The sequence below is a fragment of the Pseudomonas sp. CFBP13509 genome (assembly GCF_005233485.1).
Lineage (GTDB): Bacteria > Pseudomonadota > Gammaproteobacteria > Pseudomonadales > Pseudomonadaceae > Aquipseudomonas > Aquipseudomonas marginalis.
The window spans coordinates 25,636-50,659 of record NZ_QGAA01000024.1; the positions used below are offsets into that span (position 1 = coordinate 25,636).

The following is a 25,024-nucleotide window of genomic DNA, read 5'->3' on the forward strand; positions in this document are numbered from 1 at the left end:
CGTGGAAGAACCTATGAAAAGCGCAGAAATCCGTGAAGCCTTCCTTCGCTTCTTCGAAGAGCAAGGTCACACCCGTGTCTCCTCCAGCTCCTTGATCCCAGGCAATGACCCAACCCTGCTGTTCACTAACGCGGGGATGAACCAGTTCAAGGACTGCTTCCTGGGCCAGGAAAAACGCGCCTACACCCGCGCCACCAGCAGCCAGAAGTGCGTGCGTGCCGGCGGCAAGAACAGTGACCTGGAAAACGTCGGCTACACCGCCCGCCACCACACGTTCTTCGAAATGCTGGGTAACTTCAGCTTTGGTGACTATTTCAAGAAAGACGCGATTACCTTCGCCTGGACCTTCCTGACCGGCGTGTTGAAGCTGCCCAAGGAAAAACTCTGGGTGACTGTCTACGCGACGGACGACGAAGCGTATGACATCTGGACCAAGGAAATCGGGGTGCCCGTCGAGCGCATGATTCGCATCGGCGACAACAAGGGCGCGCCTTACGCTTCCGACAACTTCTGGACCATGGGCGATACCGGCCCATGCGGCCCCTGCACCGAGATTTTCTACGATCACGGCGCCGACATCTGGGGTGGCCCACCGGGCTCGCCGGAAGAAGACGGCGACCGTTACATCGAGATCTGGAACAACGTGTTCATGCAGTTCAACCGCACCGCCGATGGCGTGCTGCATCCGCTGCCGGCGCCGTCGGTGGACACCGGCATGGGCCTGGAGCGGATCAGTGCGGTGATGCAGCACGTTCACTCCAACTACGAGATCGACCTGTTCACCAACCTGCTGAGCGCGTCGGCCGCGGCCATTGGTTGTGCCAATGAAAGCCAGTCGTCCCTCAAGGTGGTGTCGGACCACATCCGTTCCTGCGGTTTCCTGATCGCCGACGGTGTACTGCCGTCCAATGAAGGCCGTGGCTACGTGCTGCGTCGCATCATCCGTCGCGCCTGCCGTCACGGTAACAAGCTGGGCGCCACCGGCAGCTTCTTCTACAAGATCGTCGCCGCACTGGTTGCCGAGATGGGCGATGCCTTCCCGGAACTCAAGCAGCAGCAGGACAACATCGAGCGTGTGCTCAAGGCTGAAGAGGAACAGTTCTCCAAGACCCTGGAGCACGGCCTGAAGATTCTGGAACAGGACTTGGCCGAGCTCAAAGGCACCGTGGTGCCAGGCGACGTGGTGTTCAAGCTGTACGACACCTATGGCTTCCCGATGGACCTGACCGCCGACATCGCCCGTGAGCGCGAGCTGACCGTCGACGAAGCCGGGTTTGAGCGTGAGATGGAAGCCCAGCGCGTGCGCGCCCGTTCTGCCAGTTCCTTTGGCCTGGACTACAACACCCTGGTCAAGGTTGACGTGCCCACCGAGTTCACCGGTTACAAGGCGACCGTCGGCGCGGCCAGGATCGTTGCCATTTATAAAGACGGCAAGTCGGTCGACGTGTTGAGCGAAGGCGAAGAAGCGGTTGTGGTCCTGGACCAGACGCCGTTCTACGCCGAGTCCGGTGGCCAGGTCGGTGACTGTGGTTTCCTGAGTTCGACCTCCGGTCGTTTCGAGGTGCGCGACACCACCAAGACCGGCGGTGCGTTCCTGCATCACGGCGTGCTGGTGCTGGGCAACCTGACCGTCGGTGCGCCGGTGGACACCCAGGTCGATGCCGACGTACGCCATGCCACCGCGCTGAACCACTCGGCCACGCACTTGCTGCACGCCGCGCTGCGCCAGGTGCTGGGCGAGCACGTCCAGCAGAAGGGGTCGTTGGTCGACAGCCAGCGCCTGCGTTTCGACTTCAGTCACTTCGAAGCGATCAAGCCTGAGCAGATCAAGGCCCTGGAAGACATCGTCAACGCTGAGATTCGCAAGAACTCCCCGGTAGAAACCGAAGAAACCGACATCGAGACGGCCAAGGCCAAGGGCGCCATGGCGCTGTTCGGCGAGAAATACGGCGACAACGTGCGCGTGCTGAGCATGGGCGGCGACTTCTCGGTGGAGCTGTGTGGCGGTATCCACGCCAACCGTACCGGCGATATCGCCCTGCTGAAAATCATCAGCGAAGGCGGCGTGGCGTCGGGTGTGCGTCGTATTGAGGCGGTGACCGGCGCTGCGGCCCTGGCCTACCTGAATGCCGCTGAAGAACAACTCAAGGAAGCGGCCAGCCTGGTCAAGGGCAGCCGCGACAACCTGATCGACAAGTTGTCCGCCGTTCTGGAGCGCAACCGTGCGCTGGAGAAACAGCTGGAGCAGTTGCAAGCCAAGGCGGCCAGCGCTGCGGGCGACGATCTGTCGGCTTCGGCCGTTGACGTCAAGGACGTGAAAGTCCTGGCTGCACGCCTGGACGGTCAGGACGGCAAGGCGCTGTTGGCCCTGGTCGATCAGTTGAAGAACAAGCTCGGCCGCGCAGTGATCCTGCTCGGCAGTGTCCATGAGGAGAAGGTCGTGCTGGTTGCCGGTGTAACCAAGGACCTGACTGGCCAACTCAAGGCCGGTGATTTGATGAAGCAAGCCGCTGCGGCAGTGGGCGGGAAGGGCGGCGGTCGTCCGGACATGGCGCAAGGCGGTGGTGTAGACGCCAGTGCCCTGGACGCGGCCCTGGCCCTGACCGTGCCATTTGTCGAGGCAGGTATTTAAGGCACTGTTAACCTGCCCGTGGTCTAGTCACGGGCTGTTCTGTGCTGGTTGATTGGATATTAGGCGCCCCTTTACGGGCTGAGGCGGCTTGGAAATGGCTTTGATCGTACAGAAATTTGGAGGCACCTCGGTCGGCTCTGTCGAAAGAATCGAGCAGGTGGCCGACAAGGTTAAGAAATTCCGCGATGCCGGTGACGACCTGGTCGTGGTGCTGTCGGCCATGAGCGGCGAGACCAATCGCCTGATCGAACTGGCCAAGGCCATCAGTGGCGAGCAACAGCCGCTGCCGCGTGAGCTGGATGTGATCGTGTCCACCGGCGAGCAGGTGACCATCGCCTTGCTGGCCATGGCCCTGAACAAGCGTGGCGTGCCTGCCGTGTCCTACACTGGCAGCCAGGTGCGCATCCTCACCGACAGCGCGCACACCAAGGCGCGGATCCTGCAGATTGACGACCAGAAAATTCGCACTGATCTGAAAGCCGGTCGCGTGGTAGTTGTAGCGGGCTTCCAGGGTGTGGACGAGCACGGCAACATCACCACCCTCGGGCGTGGCGGTTCTGACACCACCGGTGTGGCCCTGGCTGCGGCCCTCAAGGCTGACGAGTGCCAGATCTACACCGATGTGGATGGCGTCTACACCACCGACCCGCGTGTGGTGTCCGTGGCCCAGCGCCTGGACAAGATCACCTTTGAAGAGATGCTGGAAATGGCCAGCCTCGGTTCCAAGGTGTTGCAGATCCGCGCGGTGGAGTTCGCCGGCAAGTACAACGTTCCGCTGCGCGTATTGCACAGCTTCAAGGAGGGTCCGGGCACCCTCATTACTATTGATGAAGAGGAATCCATGGAACAGCCGATCATTTCCGGCATCGCTTTCAACCGCGATGAAGCCAAGCTGACGATCCGTGGCGTGCCAGACACCCCGGGCGTGGCCTTCAAGATTCTGGGCCCTATCAGCGATGCGAATGTTGAAGTCGACATGATCGTGCAGAACGTCTCGCACGATAACACCACCGATTTCACTTTCACCGTGCACCGCAACGAGTACGATGCGGCGTTGAAAATCCTGGAGAACACCGCGAGCGAAATTGGCGCCCGTGAAGTGGTCGGCGATACCAAGATTGCCAAGGTCTCGATCGTAGGTGTGGGCATGCGTTCCCATGCCGGCGTTGCCAGCCGCATGTTCGGGGCTTTGGCCAAGGAAAGCATCAATATCCAGATGATCTCTACCTCGGAAATCAAAGTCTCGGTGGTGATTGAAGAGAAGTACCTGGAGCTGGCTGTACGCGCGCTGCATACCGCTTTTGAGCTGGATGCTCCGGCCCGACAGGGCGAGTGATGCAATGCCAGGAAGGCGCGGTTTACCGCGCCTTTCATTTTTTTGTAGGGCGCATGGTCTTTTGCGTGCGCTCGACAATACTTAGGCCGTTAGGGCTATGGCTATCGAGTCGTAGGTCGAACGCCTTTTTTTTGCAGACTGTTGTTCCTGAAATGAAATGCGTGAGGAGAAAGGTATGCTGATTCTGACTCGTCGGTGCGCAGAAAGCCTGATTATCGGTGATGGCGAAATCACCGTGACCGTGCTCGGCGTCAAAGGCAATCAAGTGCGTATCGGGGTTAACGCTCCGAAAGAGGTGGCGGTTCATCGCGAGGAAATCTTCTTGCGGATCAAGAAAGAGAAGGACGAAGAACCAAGCCTTTAATTTTTATCGTTTTTTATGTTTGCAAACGGGGATGAACGTGGTTAATATACGCCCCGTGTTGCGGAGAGCTGGCCGAGTGGCCGAAGGCGCTCCCCTGCTAAGGGAGTACACCTCAAAAGGGTGTCGGGGGTTCGAATCCCCCGTTCTCCGCCATTATTTGCTTAGTACGTTGCAATCTGGTTTTTTCGTTAAGTTGTTGAAATTAAACGAAAAAATAGCTTTACATAGAGATTGAACGGCCTATAATGCGCGGCAACAAATGCACTCGTAGCTCAGCTGGATAGAGTACTCGGCTACGAACCGAGCGGTCACAGGTTCGAATCCTGTCGAGTGCACCATTTAAGAGTTAGTTGCAGTAATGCAGGTAGCTCGGCTTCAACCAGTTGTGATCTGGTCTAAAAACACAATATGCACTCGTAGCTCAGCTGGATAGAGTACTCGGCTACGAACCGAGCGGTCACAGGTTCGAATCCTGTCGAGTGCACCATACAAACAAAAAGCCCGCCTAGTGCGGGCTTTTTGCCGTCTGGGGTTTGTGTGGATCCTTATCTTTTTCTCCTTCCTTATGTGTTTTCCATTCCGGTGATGGCGTCGCAGTTGAATAGGTGTGGCCAATACTCAACTTTGGCTCGCAAGCGCTTGTTCTTTCCAGTTTTTTGACGTTAAAACCGGACGCACGGTGTATCATTGCGCCCGTCAGCCCCGCCGGGGCTTATGGAATACCTCCATGGACTTACCCAGTAGTTACTCAGTACCCCGTTTTACCAATCATGAATTGACTGATTGATCCTTCCGGCGTGCCCCGCTGCTGGGAGTGGAGTTCGCCTATGACCGAAGTAGAAGTAAAGAAAACACAAGAAAGCCTGCAGGATCGCCTGGCTCAAGTCATCGAGCTGCTGCAGCGCCAGCGCGTGGTCGAAGATTTCACGCACCGCCAGGATGGTCCGAATAACGACCTTGTCGAAAACCTGGTCCACCGCCAGAACCTCGTCGAGTTGCAACGCAAGCTCGATGACCTGCACTCCGCCGACGTTGCCTACATTCTCGAAGCCTTGCCCCTGGATGATCGACTGACCCTCTGGCAGTTGGTCAAGGCCGACCGCGACGGCGACATCCTGCTCGAAGTATCCGACTCGGTCCGTGAAACCCTGATCGCCGACATGGACGATCACGAGCTCCTGGCGGCCGCCAGGGAGATGGACGCTGACGAACTGGCCGACCTGGCTCCAGAGTTGCCGCGTGATGTTGTCCATGAGTTGATGGAGGCTCTTGACGGCCAGCAGCGTGAGCGCGTGCGCTCCGCGTTGTCCTATGACGAGGATCAGGTCGGCGCACTGATGGACTTCGAGATGGTCACCATCCGCGAAGACGTCAGCCTGGAAGTGGTCTTGCGTTACCTGCGCCGGCTGAAAGAGCTGCCGAGTCATACCGACAAACTGTTCGTGGTCGACTATGAAGGCATTCTCAAGGGCGTGCTGCCGATCAAGCGCCTGTTGGTCAACGATCCGGAGAAAAAGGTTGCTGACCTGATGGCCAGCGATACCGTGAGCTTTCACCCTGATGAGGATGCCTACGACGCAGCGCAGGCCTTTGAGCGTTACGACTTGATCTCTGCCCCGGTGGTCGACAAGAACGGCAAGCTGATCGGCCGTCTGACCATCGACGAAATCGTCGACTTGATTCGTGAAGAGAGTGAAACCGAAGTCCTCAACATGGCGGGTTTGCGTGAAGAGGAAGATATTTTTGCGTCAGTCTGGCGTTCCCTGCATAACCGCTGGGCCTGGCTGGCCGTTAACCTGATTACCGCGTTTATCGCCTCCCGTGTGATCGGGCTGTTCGAAGGTTCCATCGAGAAGCTGGTGGCCCTGGCGGCATTGATGCCGATTGTGGCAGGCATTGGTGGTAACTCGGGCAACCAGACCATCACCATGATCGTACGCGCCATGGCGCTGGACCAGGTCAGTACCGCCAACTCTTCGCGCCTGCTGCGCAAGGAGTTGGCAGTGGGCCTGATCAATGGCCTGGTGTGGGGTGGGGTGATTGGCGTGGTGGCCTACTTGCTGTACGGCAGTTGGTCCCTGGGGGTGGTGATGACCGCTGCCATGACCCTCAACCTGCTGCTGGCGGCCCTGATGGGGGTGCTGATCCCCATGACCCTGGCACGCCTTGGGCGCGACCCGGCCATGGGCGCCAGCGTGATGATCACGGCCATGACCGACAGTGGTGGCTTCTTCATCTTCCTCGGTTTGGCGACGATCTTCCTGCTCTGATCTGTCTCGGCCGGGCGCCCTCTGCTACGTGATAAGAATGTCGAGCCCTGTGAATCCCGGGCAAAAAAAAAGCCAGCACAGGGCTGGCTTCGGCTTTCAGTGGCGGATCAATTGGCTTCTGCGGCCGCCTCTACGTCGTGCGCGATAAGCGAGACGAGGGCATTTTGCTGGCGGTGGGAGAGCTGACGAAAACGCTGCAGCAGTTCGCGTTCGTGCAGCGACAGCTCGGGGCTGTCCAGGCGCATGCTCAGTTCGTCACCCAGCGCACCTTCCTGAATAAGGCTCTGCTCCAGGCGCGCGATGATTTCGGAGTTCATGCTGCGGTGATGATTGCGAGCCACCTCGGCAATGCGTTCCCGCATTCCGTCTGGCAGACGTACGACGAACTTGTCAGCCGTACGGCTGGAATAAATTGCCTGTTTCAATGGGCGCATATATTTAACCGGTTAGTTCAGGGGAGCGGTTATTGGAATTGGCCGCAAGATGAGTGTTAAGACAAGACTCACGACCAAAGTTCAACCCGAATTGCAAAGAGGCCGCATCATGCCTCAGATTTGCCAGTTCCTTGGCGTCAATTCTGTGACAAATATTGAACTGCCTAGAGGCTTTATGCCAGCACTCATTTGCATTTTTGCGGACTGGTTGGAAAACTTTTCCATGAGTGATTCCACGAGGGAACTTCCCGTAAGTCCAGGCCACCACAGGGTTTGAGGTCGCACATCCTATAGCAAAGTGGCCTTTTGCCCTTAGTTTTAAGACTAGTGGCAATTTGCCGATTTACTAGGACGAGGCGACATAAGGTAGGGGGAGGGCAGTGCAGAGAAGGGAGGGGTCAGCGTAAAACCGGGTCAAATTTGATTCGGCGACCCACGACGAGCGTCAACAGAAGCAGGCCTGCGAAAACGCCGGCGGCGACGAATGCGCTGGTTTGCCCATCCTGGGAGCTTGCACTCAGGCCCATAAGGCCAGTGGCGATGGTCAGGCTCAGGAACAGCCAGGCAAATTTGCTCATGATCAGCGTCCTTAAAAAACCCAGTGTTCAGATGCCGGCGTGGCCTGGGTGCCTTGAGTCAGGCGTACTGGCGCTTGTGCATTCGGTGTCATCACGGCCAGTTGCGGACGTTGTTGCAAGTGGTGGGGGACTGCCTGCTGGCTGATCTGGGCGGGGTCGTTGCTGCCAGTCGATTGAAAGTGGAACATCACCAGTGCAGCCAGGGCGACGGTGTTGAGAGCTAACAGAATGGCACTGTTCATGGTCATGTTCTCCGTTTAACGCACTGGCTGAATGGGGTTTGCAGGAGAACTGTTGCAGGTGTCGTGCCAATGTATTAATTCAATAAAATCAATGGCTTGAGTTTGATTTGGCGGGCTGAAGGATTGCAATTTGCAATGCTGGCATTTTGGGTGGTTGCATTTTGCACGATGAGGCCAGGTGCCCGTATTCGCGGGGCGAAACCGCAATTGCCCGGGCAAGGCTCGGCCTACACTTAAAAAGCCCACGGACGACATGACAAAACCCACCTCGGCCGTTAACATGCACGCCGTCCGTCGCAGTGCCCTTGGCCTGATGGCTGTCATTTGTCCCAGTAGCTCAATTGGATAGAGCATCCCCCTCCTAAGGGGAAGGTTGGCCGTTCGAACCGGCCCTGGGACACCAGATTCGTAGCCCATAGAGAAAGCCCCGTACAGAACCTCCTGGCGGGGCTTTTTTGTGCGTGCTCGATCTTTTTGCACGCAGGTCGAACCTTGCCGCCGATCAAGGTTCACAGCAGGTGCCGTGATGTATTTGTCGCAACCATGTACCTTGCGCGCCATCCGACAGCGTCTGAGCTGTTAAGCAAAATAATCCCCGGAAACAGCGCATGTTGCCTGTCCGGACCCGGTCACCCCGGACTATCATGCCGATAGCCCTGTCTCTCACCGCAAGGAGCCGCTCGGAACGCCGATGCGCCAGATCTGGAAATCTTTTCGAGCCCTTTATTTCGCCTCCTTGATGATGCTGATTGGCTCCGGCCTGCTCAGTACCTACCTGGCCTTGCGCCTGGCGGCCGACCATGTCGACAGCCTTTGGGTGGGTGCGCTGATGGCGGCCAACTACTTTGGCCTGGTACTGGGCGGCAAGATCGGGCATCGCCTGATTGCCCGGGTCGGGCATATCCGCGCCTATGCCACCTGTGCCGGGATTGTCGGTGCGGCGGTGCTGGGCCATGGCCTGGTCGATTGGCTGCCGGCCTGGATTGTGCTGCGGATAATCGTGGGCCTGGGGATGATGTGCCAGTACATGGTCATCGAGAGCTGGCTCAATGAGCAGGCAGATGCCAAGCAGCGTGGCGTAGTGTTCAGCGGTTATATGATCGCCTCCTACCTGGGTCTGGTATTGGGCCAGTTGATACTGGTGATGCATCCCCAGCTTGGCCTTGAGCTGCTGATGCTGGTGGCGCTGTGCTTCGCCCTGTGCCTGGTGCCGGTGGCCATGACCCGGCGCATTCACCCGGCGGCCTTGCATCCTGCGCCGATGGAGCCGCGCTTCTTTATCAAGCGCGTGCCGCAGTCGTTGAGTACGGTGTTGGGGGCGGGGTTGATCGTCGGTTCGTTCTACGGCCTGGCGCCGCTGTATGCCTCCCAGCAAGGGCTGAGCACCGAACAGGTGGGTCTGTTCATGGGTAGCTGCATTTTTGCCGGGTTGCTGGTGCAATGGCCCCTGGGCTGGTTGTCGGATCGTTATGATCGCGCGCTGCTGATCCGCTGCTTTGCCTTGTGCCTGGCGGTGGCGGCACTGCCGTTGGCAATCATGACCCAGGTGCCGCTGGAGGTGCTGTTCGTGGCGGGCTTCCTGTGTTCTCTCGTGCAGTTTTGCCTGTATCCCTTGGCGGTGGCGTTTTCCAACGACCATGTGGAAGGGGATCGCCGGGTATCGCTGACGGCCATGCTGCTGGTGACCTACGGTATCGGCGCCAGCGTCGGGCCGTTGCTGGCGGGTGTGGTGATGAAGCTGTTCGGCAGCCAGATGCTGTATGCGTTTTTCAGTCTGTGCGCGCTGATCCTGGTGTGGCGAATCCGGCCTAAGGCGGTGACCAATCTGCACCAGGTGGAAGATGCCCCCCTGCATCACGTGGCAATGCCCGACAGTATGTCGAGTTCACCGCTGGTGGCGGCGCTGGACCCGCGGGTCGACGAGCAGGTGGTGCAGGAGCAGATGCAGACTGTCCCTGATCCCGAGCCGCAGGTCGATCCGGAGCCGCCGGTGGATGAGCCCGTCTTCGAAGGGCCACCTGAGCCCCTGGGGCCGGACGAGCATCCTCACGAATTGAGCAGGGCGCGCCCCTGAAAATAAAAACGGGCAGATCCCAAAGGGTCTGCCCGTTTTTTTCTGCGATCGTTAAGGATCAAAAATCGTCGTCTTTGTCGAACCGTCGTGCTTCACGCTGCAGCTGGTACACAAAGCGCTCGACCTGGCGTTGCACCAAACCACTCATGTTGTGGAAGCGCACGCCGGCAAAGGTCGTGTTGATTCTTTCTTCGAAGTGCAGGTATCGCAGTTCGACGGCGGTGGTCATGCTGCCAAACGGCAGGGCTGCGATAAAACGGTCGTAGACCTGGCCCAGTTGCAGGCGCTCGGAAATATCCCCTTCAAAACGCAATTTGCAGCCGGTGGCGGAAATATCCAGCAGTTTGCCGTTGACCGGCAGCTGAAGTTTCTCGCCGCCCAGCTCGATATTCACCAGTTGCGCCAGCTTCAACGCGGCGCGGAAGGCATTGCGGCGCTGATGGTAGACCACCTCGTCCGGCAGGCTGCCGGTGTAGATACGGTGGCCGCCTTTTTCGCTGATGGTCAGGGTGCCTTTGCTTTCCCAGGCGACGCGTACGCCATCATGGAAACCTTCGATGCGAAAGGGTTCGCCGTTTTCGAGGTGGCGCTCGCCGTCGCGGGGGATCATTTCGTCCAGCGCCAGCATGTTGCTGTCGCGGTTGACGTCCACCAGGTAGCTCTGGAAGCGCTGGCTGCGTTCGTGGAAAGTGATGATCAGCGGATCATGGCTGTCTTGCAGCATCCGCAAGGTGCCGGCGATTTCCAGAGGCGTGGTGAGGACCTTGGGTGGCTGCGGGGCATCTTCCGCATTAAGGGCGTTGAACACGGTTCTTCCATCTCCAGACAAAATACGACTACACGCAAGAACCGGCATTTTGCCAGCATGTGGCGCGCCTTGGATAGGGCGCGCTGTAAACCGGTGTCAGGCTTGGCTGCGGGTGCTTGGCTTGACCAGGCGCGAGGTGGAGCCCTGGGCGTTATAGAGTGCCGGAGGCTCTCCGCCGTGGAGTATACGCAACTGGTTGGCGGTCGTGGCTTGCTGAAGCTGGATCGACTGACCGTTAAGCAGGTTGGCTTCCTGGCACTGGGCGAGCAATTGGTTGAGTTCTTTGCTCTGGGCCAGCAGTTGATCGCCGACCGAGGAGTGGCTGGCCAACTGCGCCAGGCCGTCGTGGTCTGCCGGCAGGCCGAGGCTGATGAGGATCTGGCTGCGTTTTTTGCCGTGCTGTTCCAGCAGGACGATCAACGACTGCTTGAGTGCCAGAATTTCTTCCAGCAGCGGCATGTCCCGGCCATAGAGGGCCAGTGATTCTTCTTTGAGCAGCTCGAGCAATTGTTGCGTCGGCGCTAGATCATCAATGATCAGTTGAAGCAAATGTTCGTCGTGATGCATGGCTGGCCTTGGGTTTTAAGCGTCCAAAAGCCCTGCGCAGGCCTTTGCCTAGCGCTCGGCTTCGAAGTTAAGCAGCTTGCTGGCTACACGGTTGCTGTCGACTTTATAGCTGCCATCGGCGATCGCCTGTTTCAATTCGGCCACGCGGGCTTTATTGACGACCGGTTGATCGCGCAGCGAGTCAGTGACCTTCTGCAACTGTTGAGCCTCATTGCTCAGGTGTACGGATTCCCCGCTCTGGCTGGCACTGGCCTGTTCTGCCTTGGCGGGCAGCGCCGGGGCCTTGGCTTCTACGTTGTCCTTGGGACTGGTGGTGCGCGTAGTGCCTGACGTCGTCGGGGTGTTATTCAAACGGCTGAAATCGATGACCATGATAAAAAACCTCTGGGTATTTGGACGCTTGCCATGTTTTCGGCCATACCCGGACAAACTTTAGGCGCGAATGACAATAAATCTCCGCACGGGGCCTCTCGTGCACAGTGTAGGAAAACCCAGCGTCCTGTACCAGTAATCTATAAAGCGACCTCGACTTGCCCTGGGGCTGTCACCCGCGCCTTGATCACGCGGTTGGAGTTGAGGTTCTTGACGCGAATCTGTTCGCTCATGCCGCCGTTGGACAGTGCTTCGCCCGGCATTTTCACATTCAAGCCGCCGCTGCTCGCGGAAATCACCACCTGATCGCCCTTGCGGATGACCTCGGCCTGTTCCAGGTGCACCAGGGTAATCACTTGATCGGTGACCACTGGTCGGGTCAATCTTTGCCCGATGGCCTGGTCCAGGGATGTCAGGTAGCCCTGGCTGATCTGGCTGATGTCGCGCTCACGCAGTACGACGTCCTCGAAATCGATGATGCCCGTGCGCTTCAGCGGGCGGGCAACCACCACCACATCACGGAACAATTTGACTTGGGCCGGTACGAACACGGTCCAGGGCGAGGCGCCTTCGCAGCGTACCTTTACCGTTACGCGCCCGATGGGTTGGGCGGGACTTTCCAGGGTCGCTGTCAATTCCTTGTCGCACATCGGCATACGCAGACGCGGGTCCAACTGGTTGACCTGGATTTCATAACGCCCCGGCGTCTGTGTGGTTGCCAGATAATCTTCTACAGTGAACTCAAGAAAGCCTTGAGTGACGCCGATAAGTAGATCAGGCAAGGTGACGTTCTCTGCACGGGCCGTGGTGCCCAGGCTGAAGGCAAGCAGCGCCAGCGGTACGCAGAGCAATCTGCAAAACCGTGTCAGGTGAAGGCGTCGGGAAACTGTCGTTTTAATGTCCATAATTCAACAAATAGCAAAGCTCGTGCCGTTTTAGTGTTGGGGGCGCGCCGCCCTTGTAGGTATAGCCAAAGGTTTTAGCGTAGGAGTCATGGCATGGCAGGAGTAATGGATTCAGTAAACCAGCGCACACAGCTGGTAGGGCAGAATCGCCTGGAGTTGCTGCTGTTTCGCCTGGATGGCAAGCAGCTGTATGGCATCAACGTATTCAAGGTGCGGGAAGTGCTGCAATGTCCCAAGCTGACGATCATGCCCAAGTCCAGTCCGGTGGTGTGCGGTGTGGCGAATATTCGTGGTGCGACTATCCCGATTCTTGACCTGGCCCTGGCCACCGGTTCGGCTGGCCTGCAGGATCGCGAGAACCCGTTCGTGATCATTACCGAGTACAACACCAAGACCCAGGGTTTCCTGGTGCGCTCGGTGGAACGCATCGTCAACATGAACTGGGAAGAGATCCATCCGCCGCCCAAGGGCACTGGTCGCGATCACTACCTCACGGCGGTGACGCGGGTCGATAACCAGTTGGTGGAGATCATCGACGTGGAGAAGATCCTCGCCGAAGTGGCGCCCACCTCGGAGTCGATTTCCGTGGGTGTGGTCGACGCCGAAACGGCCCACAAGGCGGTCTCGCTGCGTGTGCTGACGGTGGATGACTCCTCGGTGGCGCGCAAACAGGTGACTCGCTGCCTGCAAACCGTCGGCGTGGACGTTGTCGCCCTCAATGACGGGCGCCAGGCGTTGGATTACCTGCGTAAGCTGGTGGATGAAGGCAAGAAGCCGGAAGAAGAATTCTTGATGATGATCTCTGACATCGAGATGCCGGAAATGGACGGCTATACCCTCACTGCTGAGATACGCAGCGATCCACGCATGCAAAAACTGCATATCATCCTGCATACTTCGTTGTCGGGCGTATTCAATCAGGCGATGGTCAAGAAAGTCGGTGCCGATGACTTCCTGGCCAAATTCCGCCCTGATGACCTGGCATCCCGGGTAGTCGACCGGATCAAGGCAGCAGATCACGGCTAGGGTTTTCCCCTGGCGGTCATACGATTTTAGAGGCGGTATCAGTGTCTACGGGTAATTTGGATTTTGAACAGTTCCGGGTCTTCCTGGAAAAAGCCTGTGGCATATTGCTCGGTGAAAACAAGCAATACCTGGTATCCAGCCGTCTTAACAAACTGATGGAGCAGCAGGGCATCAAGTCCCTGGGCGAGTTGGTTCAACGGATCCAGGGCCAGCCGCGCAGTGGCCTCAAAGAGATGGTGGTCGATGCCATGACCACCAACGAAACCCTATGGTTTCGCGATACCTACCCCTTTGAAGTGCTCAAGAGCAAAGTGCTGCCGGAGGCCATCAAGGCCAGCCCGGGCCAGCGCCTGCGTATCTGGTCGGCCGCCTGCTCTTCGGGTCAGGAACCGTACTCGATTTCGATGTCCATCGATGAGTTCGAGCGGACCAACATGGGCCAGCTTAAAGCTGGGGCGCAGATCGTCGCCACCGACCTGTCCGGCACCATGCTCACCAATTGCAAGACCGGCGAGTACGACAGTCTGGCCCTGGGCCGTGGCTTGTCCCAGGAACGCCTGCAACGTTACTTCGACCCGAAAGGGGCAGGGCGTTGGGCGGTCAAGGCGCCGATCAAGAACCGTGTTGAGTTTCGCTCGTTCAACCTGCTCGACAGCTACGCCAGCCTGGGCAAGTTCGACATGGTGTTCTGCCGCAACGTGCTGATCTACTTCTCGGCCGAGGTGAAGAAAGACATCCTGTTGCGCATCCACGGCACCCTCAAGCGTGGCGGCTACCTGTTTCTCGGTGCATCCGAGGCGCTCAATGGTTTGCCGGATCACTTCCAGATGGTGCAATGCAGCCCTGGGATCATCTACCAGGCTAAATAATCAGGCCACATAATAATATGGGAGGGGGCTTGCCCCCTCCCATATTTGTTTCTGCGGCAAAGTTAAAGAAAGCGGCAACTCCCCATTGCCGCTTTACTGGCGCCACGCGGAAACCCGTTGCCGCTTTTCTGGCATTGCCGCCGGCAAGCTCCTCGCAACCCCTTGATTTACGGGGGTATCAGATATTGGCATGCGCCTTGCTATAACCCTGTTAACAGCAGGTCAGCCTAAAGGTTTCCGCCATGAGCATCAGCTTCGATAAAGCGCTCGGTATCCACGAACAAGCCCTGGGCTTCCGCGCCCAGCGTGCCGAAGTCCTGGCCAACAACATTGCCAACGCCGACACCCCGAACTACAAGGCTCGGGACCTGGATTTTTCCGCCGTGCTCGCCGCACAGCAGGACAAGACCAAGAACGGCACCTTCGCCTTGAACATGACCAACAGCCGTCATATCGAAGCGCAAGGCCTGAGCAGTGGTGACGAGTCGCTGCTGTATCGCACGCCGATGCAGCCGTCGATCGACCAGAACACCGTCGACGCCCAGCTGGAGCAATCGGCCTATGCCGAGAACTCGGTGAACTTTCAGGCCAGCTTTACCCTGCTCAACAGTAAATTCAAAGGGCTGATGTCAGCCCTGCGTGGAGAGTAAGCCATGTCCCTGTCCAGTGTTTTCAATATTGCCGGCAGTGGCATGAGCGCGCAGACCACGCGCTTGAACACCGTCGCCAGTAACATCGCCAACGCCGAGACCGTGTCTTCGAGCATCGACCAGACCTACCGCGCCCGTCACCCGGTGTTCGCCACCATGTTCCAGGGCGGCCAGAGCGGTGGCAGCGATTCGCTGTTCCAGAACCAGGACGCCGCCGGCCAGGGCGTGCAGGTCCTCGGTGTGGTCGAAGACCAGAGCAACCTCGAGGCCCGTTACGAGCCGAACCATCCTGCCGCGAACGAAAAGGGTTATGTCTATTACCCCAACGTCAACGTGGTCGAGGAAATGGCAGACATGATATCCGCCAGCCGCTCGTTCCAGACCAACGCGGAAATGATGAACACCGCCAAAACCATGATGCAGAAGGTCCTGACCTTGGGTCAGTGATAAGGGGCGCCAAATAATGGCCATCGTTGATACCACGACCAACACGGCAGTCCAGGACCTTTTCAACTCCAAGGTCAAGACCGCCACCGACAACACCACCGTCGCCGACGCTACCAAGACGGCGACGGGCAGCCAGTCCCTGGGCAAGGATGCGTTCCTGCAACTGCTGGTGACCCAACTGAAAAACCAGAACCCGCTGTCGCCTCAGGACAACGGTGCGTTCGTGGCCCAGCTGGCGCAATTCAGCAGCCTGGAAGGCATCAACACCCTGAACGACTCGGTCAATGCGATCTCCAGTAACTTCAGCTCCTCGCAGGCGCTGCAGGCTTCGTCGCTGGTGGGGCGCTCGATCATTACCCAGACCAACAAGGCCTTGGTGGACACGAGCAAGAGCATGACCGGTTCGGTGGCGGTGACTGCGGCGACGGGCAACGTCTCGATCAAGATCTCCGATAAAGACGGCAACGTGGTGCGCACTATCGATATGGGTGCCCAAAGCGCGGGTTCGTCAGACTTTATCTGGGATGGCAAGAACGAGAACGGTGAGGTCGCCCCGGCCGGCACCTACACCTTCGCGGCGACGACCAAGAACGACAAGGGTGAGTCGGTGGCCATGGCGACTTCGTTGCCGGCAACGGTGACCAGCGTGACGTTGAGCAAGACCGGCGGCGAAATGCTGCTGAACCTTGCAGGTGGCATGGGCAGCGTCAAGCTGTCGCAAATTCAGACTATCGGTACATAGAGCCGGCTAAATACGGCAGAGGGAGAGAAACATGTCTTTTAATATCGGCCTTAGCGGCCTCTATGCGGCCAACAAACAACTGGACGTAACCGGCAACAACATTGCCAACGTTGCGACCACTGGCTTCAAGTCGTCCCGTGCGGAATTCGCGGATATCTACGCCGCGTCCAAACTGGGCACCGGCCAGAACAGCATCGGCAATGGTGTGAACCTGGCAGCGGTGTCCCAGCAGTTCACCCAGGGTGACGTCAACAACAGCGGCGGCGTGCTGGACATGGCGATCCAGGGCGGTGGCTTCTTCGTGCAGAAGGGCAGTGACGGCTCGCTGGAATACACCCGTAGCGGTGCCTTCCGTGCCGACAAAGACGGCTACATCACCAACAACACCGGTACCTCGCGCTTGCAGGGCTACGCGGCAGATGATGACGGCAAGATCATCAAAGGCGGCTTGACCGACCTGCAATTGAACCTGTCGTACCTGCCACCGAAGGCGTCCACCAAAGTGGACTCCACCAGTAACCTGAACTCGTCGGAGCCGGTGATCAACCAGACCACCAAGCCGTTCGATCCGACCGACACCACCACTTTCACCACCCAGTACAGCACCACCCTCTATGACTCCCAGGGCAACTCCCACGAGATGGTGCAGTACATGGTGAAAACCGACGCCAACCAGTGGAGTTCCTACACGCTGATTGACGGTCGTAACCTGGATGGCTCCAAGCCTACCACCACCGGTACTACTGCTCCCGTGCCGTCGATATTGAGCTTTGACGGTGCAGGTAAACTGACGGGTATCAGCACCGGTGGTGTGGCGGGCACGACCCTGACGCTCACCGGTTGGATCCCGGGCTCGGTGACCAACGGCGTATGGACGGCTAACAAGGCTACAGCGCCAAACATTGCCGTCAACATGGCTAATATCACCCAGTACAACTCCGCCAGTTACCGCAACCCGCCGACCACCGATGGTTACGCCACTGGCCAGATCACCGGCCTGAAAATCGACGGCAATGGCGTAATGTTCGCCACGTTCAGCAACCAGCAGAGCAAGGCCATCGGCCAGATCTCCCTGGCCAGCTTCAACAACGAGCAAGGCTTGCAGCCCTCGGGCGGCACCACCTGGAGAGAGACCTTCGCCTCGGGCCAGCCGGGTTACGATGCCCCGCAATCCGGTACCCTGGGTTCGATCGTGGCCAACTCCCTGGAGAACTCCAACGTCAACCTGACCAACGAGCTGGTGGACCTGATCAAGGCCCAGAGCAACTACCAGGCGAACGCCAAGACCATCTCCACCCAGAGCACCATCATGCAGACCATCATTCAGATGACCTGATGCCATGGCGTAATGCGCTTGTTTAAAAACCCCTCGATCGAGGGGTTTTTTTTTGACAAGAATCGAATGGAACATTCTGTGCCTGTCGCGTCACCCATCATCCGAAAGCCATTGAGCTATCTGACATCGGGAGAGGGGGCATGGGGAGCTTATTATCGGAGGTTGGCCATCACAGCAGCAATTCGCATTTTCATACTGTAGGACCGGGGTGGTATCCGGCTTGGGGGGGTGGGCCGACTGCGCATAAGGACAGCGTCGGAAACCTGCTCAGGGCACTTGAGGATGCGAAAATTACTGGCAAGAGCCAACTTGTCAGAGAGCTGCGCGACAAACTTTATGAAAAACGCGAGGAGCTCGGCGATGTAAGGTTCAAGGGCATCCTTAATGAGTTGATCGGGGCGAATGAAACATCTAATGCGCCTCGTGCGTCCCATGGGTTTCTCAGGGAGCAGTTAAGGGAATGGTTCTCTGAGTCAGGTGTGGCGCCGGGAGGCGGCGGCAGTCATGGCCGCAGTGGTGGGGTGAGTGGCGGTTACGGGAATAACAGTAGTGTTTTCGGTGGTGGGCCACGTGATTCTGGTGGTGGGCCACGTAACTCTGGCGGTCCGCTTTTCAGTGGGGCAGACCTCGGTGATTATCGGCCCGACTTGTCTCTTGATAACCCTGGTAAAAAACCCAAGGACGTCTTTACCGGATTTAGTCAGGGGGCCGAGGGTAACTGTGGAACCGTCTCTGCGATCAAAGCGGCAATGATGCATTTTGGTCAGAAGGCTACTGATGTTTTTAAGGAGGTGAAAGAGGCTGGGGATGGCTACGACGTAACCATGCGGGACGGCTATAAGCTTCATCTCACTAAGGATGAATTGAGGCAGGCTGCCATCGCAGCGAACTTCAAGGGTGATGATAAGGAGCTGATGAAGGAAGCTATTTTTATGTTTGCCGTAAGTGCCAAGCGCGCCCAAGAAGAAGGCAACGATGGTAAGGGGGGAATGACTTACGCGCAGGCGCTTGCTTCGTTAAATGATGGGGAGTGGAGTAAGGAAGCCTTTGATCGTCTGGGCTTGAAGAACCACGTCAGGCAAGTGAGCCTGGACGATTTGGCCAAAGGGGTCGTCGGTACTGCCGACACGTCTTTGCATTCGGTGGCAGTGGTTCACGGCAGAAAGGAGCTGTGGGGGAAGGTCGGAGGGCGTCCAACGGAAGGCATAGCCTTTGGTTTCATATGACTTGTGCCGCGGATGCCGGCGCCAAATAAAGTCGTTGCGGTGTTTGTTGCAAACCCCCCCCGATAAACCCTACTGCATCCAGGTCTATCGGGGGGGGGGGAGCAAGCCCTGGGCATTCAGCCCCGGGATCGGCTCAGCTTATTGACAAGCTTCGCAATCCGGCTCGTCGATCGCGCAGGCCTTTGGCACTGGCGCCGGGCCGGCAGGCGCGGCGAGCACCGAATCATCACCGTGGTTACCGCTGGACACAGCGTTCAGCTTACCGGTGTTGATGGTCGACTTCTCGGTGCTGGTCGCGGCCAGGGCACGGAGGTAGTAAGTGGTTTTCAGGCCACGGTACCAGGCCATGCGGTAGGTCACGTCGAGCTTCTTGCCCGATGCGCCGGCGATGTACAGGTTCAGGGACTGAGCCTGGTCGATCCACTTCTGGCGACGGCTGGCGGCATCGACGATCCACTTGGTGTCGACTTCGAAGGCGGTCGCGTAGAGCTCTTTGAGTTCCTGCGGGATGCGTTCGATCTGCTGCACGGAACCGTCGTAGTACTTCAGGTCGTTGATCATGACCGAGTCCCACAGGCCGCGGGCTTTCAGGTCGCGGACCAGGTACGGGTTGATCACGGTGAATTCGCCCGACAGGTTCGATTTCACATACAGGTTCTGGTAGGTCGGTTCGATCGACTGCGATACGCCCGTGATGTTGGCGATGGTCGCGGTCGGTGCGATGGCCATGATGTTGGAGTTACGGATGCCTTTCTGCACACGGGCACGTACCGGTGCCCAGTCCAGGGATTCGTTCAGGTCAACGTCGATGTATTTCTGGCCGCGCTGCTCGATCAGGATCTGTTGCGAATCCAGCGGCAGGATGCCCTTGGACCACAGCGAACCCTGGAATGTCTCGTAGGCGCCGCGCTCGTCGGCCAGGTCGCAGGAAGCCTGGATCGCATAGTAGCTGACCGCTTCCATGGACTTGTCGGCGAACTCGACCGCAGCGTCCGAACCGTAGGGAATGTGCTGCAGGTACAGTGCGTCCTGGAAGCCCATGATGCCGAGGCCGACCGGACGGTGCTTGAAGTTGGAGTTCTGCGCCTGTGGCACCGAGTAGTAGTTGATGTCGATCACGTTATCGAGCATGCGTACGGCGGTGTTGACGGTGCGTTCCAGTTTGGCGGTGTCCAGCTTGCCGTTGACGATGTGGTTCGGCAGGTTGATCGAGCCCAGGTTGCAAACGGCGATCTCGTCCTTGTTGGTGTTCAAGGTGATCTCGGTGCACAGGTTCGAGCTGTGGACCACGCCCACGTGCTGCTGCGGGCTGCGCAGGTTGCAAGGGTCCTTGAAGGTCAGCCATGGGTGGCCGGTTTCGAACAGCATGGACAGCATCTTGCGCCACAGGTCCTTGGCCTGGATGGTCTTGAACAGCTTGACCTTGCCTGGGTATTCGGTGAGGGCTTCGTAGTACTCGTAGCGCTCTTCGAAGGCCTTGCCGGTCAGGTCGTGCAGGTCCGGCACTTCGGATGGCGAGAACAGGGTCCACTTGCCGTCATCGAAGACGCGCTTCATGAACAGGTCAGGGATCCAGTTGGCGGTGTTCATGTCGTGGGTACGACGACGGTCATCACCGGTGTTCTTGCGCAGCTCGATGAACTCTTCAATGTCCATGTGCCAGGTTTCCAGGTAGGCACACACGGCGCCTTTGCGTTTGCCGCCCTGGTTGACCGCTACGGCGGTGTCGTTCACGACTTTCAGGAACGGTACGACGCCCTGGGACTTGCCGTTGGTGCCCTTGATGTACGAACCCAGTGCGCGCACTGGTGTCCAGTCGTTGCCCAGGCCACCGGCGAATTTGGACAACATGGCGTTGTCGTGGATCGCGTGGTAGATGCCCGACAGGTCATCCGGCACGGTGGTCAGGTAGCAGCTCGACAGCTGTGGACGCAGGGTGCCGGCGTTGAACAGGGTCGGAGTGGACGACATGTAGTCGAAGGACGACAGCAGGTTGTAGAACTCGATCGCACGGTCTTCCTTGTGCTTCTCTTCGATCGCCAGGCCCATGGCCACGCGCATGAAGAACACTTGCGGCAGTTCGAAGCGGATCCCGTCCTTGTGGATGAAGTAACGGTCGTACAAAGTTTGCAGGCCCAGGTAGGTGAACTGCTGGTCGCGCTCGTGATTGATCGCCTTGCCGAGTTTTTCCAGGTCGAAGGTGGCCAGGATCGGGTTCAGCAATTCGAATTCGATACCTTTGGCGATATAGGCAGGCAGCGCCTTGGCGTACAGGTCGGCCATCTCGTGGTGGGTGGCGCTGTCGGCCACGCCCAGGAAGCCCAGGCCTTCGGCACGCAGGGTGTCCATCAGCAGGCGCGCGGTCACGAACGAGTAGTTCGGCTCGCGTTCAACCAGGGTACGGGCGGTCATCACCAAGGCGGTGTTGACGTCGGTCAGGGCCACGCCGTCGTACAGGTTCTTCAGGGTTTCGCGCTGGATCAGGTCACCGTCGACTTCTTCCAGGCCTTCGCAGGCCTCGGTGATGATGGTGTTCAGGCGGCCCAGGTCCAGCGGGGCGAAGCTGCCGTCGGCCAGGGTGATGCGGATCGACGGGTGCGCTTGCACGGCGGCTTCTTCGGCCGGGGTGCGGACGGCACGTTCCTTGGCGCGCGAATCGCGGTAGATCACGTAGTCGCGGGCCACTTTCTGCTCGCCGGCACGCATCAGGGCCAGTTCGACCTGGTCCTGGATTTCTTCGATGTGGATGGTGCCGCCCGACGGCATGCGACGCTTGAAGGTCGCGGTGACCTGTTCGGTCAGGCGGGCAACGGTGTCGTGGATGCGCGACGAGGCAGCAGCGGTGCCGCCTTCAACTGCAAGAAACGCTTTGGTGATGGCGACGGTGATTTTGTCATCGGTGTAAGGAACGACAGTCCCGTTACGCTTGATCACGCGCAATTGGCCAGGTGCAGTGGCGGACAGATCCATATTCGAATCAGCGGCCTGCGGCACGGAGCCTTGCGGGTTCTCGCGAGTTGTGTCGGTTTGCATGGGGGGTTGTCTCCACATTTCTATATTTATTTGGGCACCATCACGGTGCCCACCGTTCCGTCCTGAAGCACTTACAGCAGGCCTGGGCCTGGCATAACAACTTCGGGACAGGAGGAAGGGAGCTGATCGCGCCGCTTCCATGCCGAAGTCTTCGGTTCGGGGCTCAAACGCCCTTGGCCGTATTCCTGGTGGGTGACAGTTGCCAGGTTCAAGCACTGCAACACCCGTACCGTTTTCCGCTGTTGGAGCTGGAAAACGGCTGCCATCCGCTTGAGCGGTTTGGGCTTTCAAAAAATGCTTGGATTAGACCCAACAGGAGCAAGAAAGGGCTTGAGTTTCTTGTCTGATTTGTGTTGGGTCTTTTCGCTGAAAACCCTACATGTAGGGTTTTTTTAGCGCCGAGCTACAAGATAATGCGTTTTGGGGGGCTTAGCAACGTACTGCCTGTGGATAACGTTGTGGGTAAAATGTGTATGAAACGTGGAACACCCGTGTAGGCCGCAGCACTGCTGGATTCGGCCGTTTGTCACTGAATATTCCAAGTTGAAAACAGTCGGTTGGATTTTTGAGGGCGCGAACCCTATCACAGAAAAGCGCGATCACCGAATGGATTTCCCGGCTTGTGCGAGAGGGCTTGGGCATGACTACAATCGGCCTCTGTTATGCCCTCAAAACATTACAAATAAGGTGTGGCCTCCTCGGCCAACGCATCCCTTTATAACAACGAGGATCACCCGTGGAGCAAGAAGCCTGGCACATCCTGATCGTCGAGGACGACGAGCGACTCGCCGAGTTGACCCGCGATTACCTGGAAAGCAACGGCCTGCGGGTTTCCGTGGAAGGTGATGGCGCCCTGGCTGCGGCGCGGATCCTCGCCGAGCAACCGGACCTGGTGATTCTCGACCTGATGCTGCCCGGCGAAGACGGCCTGAGCATTTGCCGCAAAGTGCGCGAACGCTACGACGGCGTGATCCTGATGCTCACCGCCCGCACCGACGACATGGACCAAGTGCTCGGCCTTGACATGGGCGCCGACGACTACGTGTGCAAACCCGTGCGCCCGCGCCTGTTGCTCGCGCGTATCCAGGCCCTGTTGCGCCGCAGTGAGCCGGCGGAACCCGCCAGCGTGGAAAGCCAGCGCCGCCTGCAATTCGGCCCGCTGCTGGTGGACAACGCCCTGCGCGAAGCCTGGCTGCAGGGTGACGGTATCGAGTTGACCAGTGCCGAGTTCGACCTGCTGTGGCTGCTGGTGGCGAATGCCGGGCGCATCCTGTCCCGCGAAGAAATCTTTATCGCCCTGCGCGGCATAGGCTACGACGGCCAGGACCGCTCCATTGATGTGCGCATCTCACGGATTCGCCCGAAAATCGGCGATGACCCGATCCACCCACGGCTGATCAAGACCATCCGCAGCAAAGGCTATCTGTTCGTCCCTGAAGCCGCTGCCGATATGCCGTTGTGAACTCGATCTTCCTGCGTATCTATGGCGGCATGTGCGCGGCGCTGATTCTGGTGGCGCTGCTCGGCGTGCTGGCCCTGCACCTGCTCAACGAGGTGCGCAGCGGCCAATACCGCGAGCGCCTGGCCCACGGCACCTTTGCCTTGATGGGCGATAACCTGCAGCCCATGAGCCCCATCGAACGCCAGCGCGCCCTGGCCGTGTGGGAGCGCTTGCTCGGCATCCCCCTGGAATTGCGCGGCCTCACCGATGCCCAACTGGACCTCAGCCAGCGCACCCGCCTGCAACGCGGCCAGGTGTTGGTGGAACAGACCGGCCCCCACGCCGCCCGGGTGCTGCGTCTGGTCAGCGATAAGGAACAGTGGGTGCTGACGGGGGAGGTGCAGCAGATCAGCGAGCAACTGGCCCGCGCGACCATTTACCTGCTGGCCGATGAACTGGTGCGCTTCCCCGTGGCCGAGCAGCCGCAACGGCTGGCGGATATAAAGGAAGCCAAGGGCTTTGGTTTCGAAATGCACCTGATGACCCTGGATCAGGCCGATATGGACGACGACCAACGCCGCCGTGTATCGGAGGGCGATACGGTCATGGCCCTGGGCAAGGGCGGCGATTCGATCCGCGTGTTTGCCGGCATGGTCGGCACGCCCTGGGTGCTGGAGCTCGGCCCGCTGTACCAGATGAGCCCGTACCCGGCGCAATGGTTGGTCCTGATCGCCTTGATCGGCCTGACCCTGATCGGCCTGATTGTCTATCTATTGGTGCGTCAGCTTGAGCGCCGGCTCCGAGGCCTGGAAGCCGCCGCCACGCGCATCGCCAAAGGCAACCTCGAGGTGCGTGTGCCGGCCCGGGGTGCCGACTCGGTGGGGCGCCTGGCGGCGGCCTTTAATGGCATGGCCGAGCACCTGCAGCAACTGCTGGCAATCCAGCGCGAACTGGTGCGCGCGGTGTCCCATGAACTGCGCACACCGGTGGCACGCCTGCGCTTCGGCCTGGAGATGATCGGCGACGCCGCCACGCCTGAAGCGCGGCGCAAGTACCTGGAAGGCATGGACAGTGATATCCAGGACCTAGACGGCCTGGTGGATGAAATGCTCACCTACGCAAGGCTTGAGCAGGGTGCGCCGGCGTTGATTTTCCAACGGGTCGATCTCGATGCGCTGCTTGATCAAGTGATCGGCGAATTATCGCCACTGCGCCCGCAAGTGACTGTGGCCAGGGGGATTTGCCTGTCGTCGGCACATTGGGATGACGCTTGGGTCGATGCCGAACCGCGCTACTTGCACCGCGCCCTGCAAAACCTGGTGAGCAACGCCATGCGCCACGCCCAGGGCCAGGTGTTGATCAGTTATCAGGTGGGCCAGGTGCGCTGTCGCATCGATGTGGAGGACGACGGGCCCGGTGTCCCGGAAAGTGCCTGGGAGCGTATCTTCACGCCGTTCCTGCGCCTGGATGACAGCCGCACCCGTGCCTCGGGCGGGCATGGCCTGGGGTTGTCGATTGTGCGGCGCATCATTTATTGGCACGGCGGGCGAGCGTTGATCAGCAAGAGCAACAACCTGGGCGGCGCCTGCTTCAGCCTGAGTTGGCCCAGAGATCAAGACAAACCCTGACGTCTTATCCCACGCCGAGCAAATCCGTAGCAGCTGCCGAGCGC

Annotated in this window: 22 protein-coding genes and 4 tRNA genes; 18 read left to right on the forward strand and 8 right to left on the reverse strand. The window is 58.9% G+C overall.

The features are described from left to right. Positions 1-13: 13 nt before the first annotated feature. From alaS to mgtE, 7 genes are all read left to right on the forward strand, one after another. Positions 14-2,632, forward strand: coding sequence for an alanine--tRNA ligase (gene alaS / locus PspCFBP13509_RS27810; protein WP_065926189.1), 2,619 nt, complete (start codon positions 14-16; stop codon positions 2,630-2,632). A 94-nt stretch (positions 2,633-2,726) separates the two neighbouring features. Next, entirely contained in the window at positions 2,727-3,968 is a 1,242-nt protein-coding gene (locus PspCFBP13509_RS27815; RefSeq protein ID WP_027607775.1) for an aspartate kinase, read from the forward strand. Between the two features lie 175 nt (positions 3,969-4,143). Beyond that, the gene (gene csrA / locus PspCFBP13509_RS27820; RefSeq protein ID WP_003233512.1) at positions 4,144-4,332 is read left to right on the forward strand and encodes a carbon storage regulator CsrA; all 189 of its coding nucleotides are present in this window, start codon (positions 4,144-4,146) and stop codon (positions 4,330-4,332) included. A 62-nt stretch (positions 4,333-4,394) separates the two neighbouring features. Next, positions 4,395-4,485: transfer RNA gene (locus PspCFBP13509_RS27825), tRNA-Ser, on the forward strand. A gap of 108 nt (positions 4,486-4,593) precedes the next feature. Beyond that, positions 4,594-4,670 (forward strand) — tRNA-Arg (locus PspCFBP13509_RS27830). Positions 4,671-4,742: 72 nt separating this feature from the next. Continuing rightward, a tRNA-Arg gene (locus tag PspCFBP13509_RS27835) sits at positions 4,743-4,819 on the forward strand. 340 nt (positions 4,820-5,159) lie between these two features. After that, the gene (mgtE, locus tag PspCFBP13509_RS27840; RefSeq protein WP_065926188.1) at positions 5,160-6,602 is read left to right on the forward strand and encodes a magnesium transporter; all 1,443 of its coding nucleotides are present in this window, start codon (positions 5,160-5,162) and stop codon (positions 6,600-6,602) included. A 107-nt stretch (positions 6,603-6,709) separates the two neighbouring features. On the opposite strand, the gene PspCFBP13509_RS27845 is transcribed toward mgtE, so the two are convergent. The 3 genes from PspCFBP13509_RS27845 to PspCFBP13509_RS27860 form a co-directional block, all read right to left on the reverse strand. Then, positions 6,710-7,036, reverse strand: coding sequence for an Arc family DNA-binding protein (locus tag PspCFBP13509_RS27845; RefSeq protein WP_003175643.1), 327 nt, complete (start codon positions 7,034-7,036; stop codon positions 6,710-6,712). A 398-nt stretch (positions 7,037-7,434) separates the two neighbouring features. Further along, on the reverse strand, positions 7,435-7,614 hold the full coding sequence (locus tag PspCFBP13509_RS27855; protein WP_027607777.1) for a PA3371 family protein: 180 nt from the start codon (positions 7,612-7,614) through the stop codon (positions 7,435-7,437). An 11-nt stretch (positions 7,615-7,625) separates the two neighbouring features. Next, positions 7,626-7,856 (reverse strand): hypothetical protein, encoded by a 231-nt coding sequence (locus tag PspCFBP13509_RS27860; RefSeq protein ID WP_137212977.1) that lies wholly within the window; start codon positions 7,854-7,856, stop codon positions 7,626-7,628. Positions 7,857-8,182: 326 nt separating this feature from the next. Between PspCFBP13509_RS27860 and PspCFBP13509_RS27870 the strand changes: the two genes are divergently transcribed. Together PspCFBP13509_RS27870 and PspCFBP13509_RS27875 are read left to right on the forward strand one after the other, a co-directional pair. Further along, positions 8,183-8,259 (forward strand) — tRNA-Arg (locus PspCFBP13509_RS27870). Between the two features lie 288 nt (positions 8,260-8,547). Beyond that, the gene (locus tag PspCFBP13509_RS27875; protein WP_065926186.1) at positions 8,548-9,930 is read left to right on the forward strand and encodes an MFS transporter; all 1,383 of its coding nucleotides are present in this window, start codon (positions 8,548-8,550) and stop codon (positions 9,928-9,930) included. A 58-nt stretch (positions 9,931-9,988) separates the two neighbouring features. Here the strand turns inward: PspCFBP13509_RS27875 and PspCFBP13509_RS27880 are convergent, their stop codons facing one another. The 4 genes from PspCFBP13509_RS27880 to flgA form a co-directional block, all read right to left on the reverse strand. Beyond that, complete coding sequence (locus PspCFBP13509_RS27880) at positions 9,989-10,738, reverse strand: flagellar brake protein (protein WP_065926185.1); 750 nt, start codon at positions 10,736-10,738, stop codon at positions 9,989-9,991. 96 nt (positions 10,739-10,834) lie between these two features. Next, positions 10,835-11,305, reverse strand: coding sequence for a flagella synthesis protein FlgN (locus tag PspCFBP13509_RS27885; RefSeq protein WP_074847497.1), 471 nt, complete (start codon positions 11,303-11,305; stop codon positions 10,835-10,837). A gap of 48 nt (positions 11,306-11,353) precedes the next feature. Further along, positions 11,354-11,677: a flagellar biosynthesis anti-sigma factor FlgM gene (flgM, locus tag PspCFBP13509_RS27890; protein ID WP_065939081.1), complete on the reverse strand. Its 324-nt coding sequence runs from the start codon at positions 11,675-11,677 to the stop codon at positions 11,354-11,356. Positions 11,678-11,817: 140 nt separating this feature from the next. Beyond that, positions 11,818-12,582: a flagellar basal body P-ring formation chaperone FlgA gene (flgA, locus tag PspCFBP13509_RS27895; RefSeq protein ID WP_065926183.1), complete on the reverse strand. Its 765-nt coding sequence runs from the start codon at positions 12,580-12,582 to the stop codon at positions 11,818-11,820. 93 nt (positions 12,583-12,675) lie between these two features. Between flgA and PspCFBP13509_RS27900 the strand changes: the two genes are divergently transcribed. The 7 genes from PspCFBP13509_RS27900 to PspCFBP13509_RS27930 all read left to right on the forward strand — a co-directional run bounded on the left by PspCFBP13509_RS27900 (position 12,676) and on the right by PspCFBP13509_RS27930 (position 18,878). Next, positions 12,676-13,608 carry a chemotaxis protein CheV gene (locus PspCFBP13509_RS27900; protein WP_027607784.1) on the forward strand — a complete coding sequence of 311 codons (933 nt, stop codon included), beginning with the start codon at positions 12,676-12,678 and terminating at the stop codon, positions 13,606-13,608. Positions 13,609-13,649: 41 nt separating this feature from the next. After that, positions 13,650-14,477, forward strand: coding sequence for a protein-glutamate O-methyltransferase CheR (gene cheR / locus PspCFBP13509_RS27905; RefSeq protein WP_027607785.1), 828 nt, complete (start codon positions 13,650-13,652; stop codon positions 14,475-14,477). Positions 14,478-14,719: 242 nt separating this feature from the next. Further along, positions 14,720-15,127: a flagellar basal body rod protein FlgB gene (gene flgB / locus PspCFBP13509_RS27910; RefSeq protein ID WP_003175633.1), complete on the forward strand. Its 408-nt coding sequence runs from the start codon at positions 14,720-14,722 to the stop codon at positions 15,125-15,127. Between the two features lie 3 nt (positions 15,128-15,130). After that, on the forward strand, positions 15,131-15,574 hold the full coding sequence (gene flgC, locus PspCFBP13509_RS27915) for a flagellar basal body rod protein FlgC (RefSeq protein WP_024076985.1): 444 nt from the start codon (positions 15,131-15,133) through the stop codon (positions 15,572-15,574). Positions 15,575-15,590: 16 nt separating this feature from the next. Next, a complete protein-coding gene (gene flgD / locus PspCFBP13509_RS27920; RefSeq protein ID WP_027607786.1) occupies positions 15,591-16,316 on the forward strand; it encodes a flagellar hook assembly protein FlgD in 726 nt (241 codons plus the stop codon). Positions 16,317-16,347: 31 nt separating this feature from the next. Then, positions 16,348-17,652: a flagellar hook protein FlgE gene (flgE, locus tag PspCFBP13509_RS27925; protein WP_065926182.1), complete on the forward strand. Its 1,305-nt coding sequence runs from the start codon at positions 16,348-16,350 to the stop codon at positions 17,650-17,652. A gap of 140 nt (positions 17,653-17,792) precedes the next feature. Further along, positions 17,793-18,878, forward strand: coding sequence for a hypothetical protein (locus PspCFBP13509_RS27930; RefSeq protein ID WP_137212978.1), 1,086 nt, complete (start codon positions 17,793-17,795; stop codon positions 18,876-18,878). 138 nt (positions 18,879-19,016) lie between these two features. Here PspCFBP13509_RS27930 and PspCFBP13509_RS27935 read toward each other — a convergent pair whose 3' ends face one another. Next, a complete protein-coding gene (locus PspCFBP13509_RS27935) occupies positions 19,017-21,911 on the reverse strand; it encodes a ribonucleoside-diphosphate reductase subunit alpha (RefSeq protein ID WP_065947763.1) in 2,895 nt (964 codons plus the stop codon). A 736-nt stretch (positions 21,912-22,647) separates the two neighbouring features. On the opposite strand from PspCFBP13509_RS27935, the gene PspCFBP13509_RS27940 reads away from it, so the two are divergent. Next, positions 22,648-23,373, forward strand: coding sequence for a response regulator (locus PspCFBP13509_RS27940; RefSeq protein ID WP_065926179.1), 726 nt, complete (start codon positions 22,648-22,650; stop codon positions 23,371-23,373). Then, positions 23,370-24,980, forward strand: coding sequence for an ATP-binding protein (locus PspCFBP13509_RS27945; RefSeq protein WP_065926178.1), 1,611 nt, complete (start codon positions 23,370-23,372; stop codon positions 24,978-24,980). Before PspCFBP13509_RS27940 ends, PspCFBP13509_RS27945 begins: the two co-directional genes overlap by 4 nt. Positions 24,981-25,024: the final 44 nt, after the last annotated feature.

Bases quoted from the DNA above. Each gene is read 5' to 3' on its own strand.
- flgD (WP_027607786.1), top strand. From the start codon at position 15,591: ATGGCCATCGTTGATACCACGACCAACACGGCAGTCCAGGACCTTTTC.
- mgtE (WP_065926188.1), top strand. From the start codon at position 5,160: ATGACCGAAGTAGAAGTAAAGAAAACACAAGAAAGCCTGCAGGATCGC.
- PspCFBP13509_RS27875 (WP_065926186.1), top strand. From the start codon at position 8,548: ATGCGCCAGATCTGGAAATCTTTTCGAGCCCTTTATTTCGCCTCCTTG.
- PspCFBP13509_RS27885 (WP_074847497.1), bottom strand. From the start codon at position 11,305: ATGCATCACGACGAACATTTGCTTCAACTGATCATTGATGATCTAGCG.
- PspCFBP13509_RS27845 (WP_003175643.1), bottom strand. From the start codon at position 7,036: ATGCGCCCATTGAAACAGGCAATTTATTCCAGCCGTACGGCTGACAAG.
- PspCFBP13509_RS27855 (WP_027607777.1), bottom strand. From the start codon at position 7,614: ATGAGCAAATTTGCCTGGCTGTTCCTGAGCCTGACCATCGCCACTGGC.
- flgE (WP_065926182.1), top strand. From the start codon at position 16,348: ATGTCTTTTAATATCGGCCTTAGCGGCCTCTATGCGGCCAACAAACAA.
- flgB (WP_003175633.1), top strand. From the start codon at position 14,720: ATGAGCATCAGCTTCGATAAAGCGCTCGGTATCCACGAACAAGCCCTG.
- PspCFBP13509_RS27935 (WP_065947763.1), bottom strand. From the start codon at position 21,911: ATGCAAACCGACACAACTCGCGAGAACCCGCAAGGCTCCGTGCCGCAG.
- flgM (WP_065939081.1), bottom strand. From the start codon at position 11,677: ATGGTCATCGATTTCAGCCGTTTGAATAACACCCCGACGACGTCAGGC.
- PspCFBP13509_RS27900 (WP_027607784.1), top strand. From the start codon at position 12,676: ATGGCAGGAGTAATGGATTCAGTAAACCAGCGCACACAGCTGGTAGGG.
- PspCFBP13509_RS27815 (WP_027607775.1), top strand. From the start codon at position 2,727: ATGGCTTTGATCGTACAGAAATTTGGAGGCACCTCGGTCGGCTCTGTC.
- PspCFBP13509_RS27860 (WP_137212977.1), bottom strand. From the start codon at position 7,856: ATGAACAGTGCCATTCTGTTAGCTCTCAACACCGTCGCCCTGGCTGCA.
- flgC (WP_024076985.1), top strand. From the start codon at position 15,131: ATGTCCCTGTCCAGTGTTTTCAATATTGCCGGCAGTGGCATGAGCGCG.
- PspCFBP13509_RS27930 (WP_137212978.1), top strand. From the start codon at position 17,793: ATGGGGAGCTTATTATCGGAGGTTGGCCATCACAGCAGCAATTCGCAT.
- flgA (WP_065926183.1), bottom strand. From the start codon at position 12,582: ATGGACATTAAAACGACAGTTTCCCGACGCCTTCACCTGACACGGTTT.
- csrA (WP_003233512.1), top strand. From the start codon at position 4,144: ATGCTGATTCTGACTCGTCGGTGCGCAGAAAGCCTGATTATCGGTGAT.
- alaS (WP_065926189.1), top strand. From the start codon at position 14: ATGAAAAGCGCAGAAATCCGTGAAGCCTTCCTTCGCTTCTTCGAAGAG.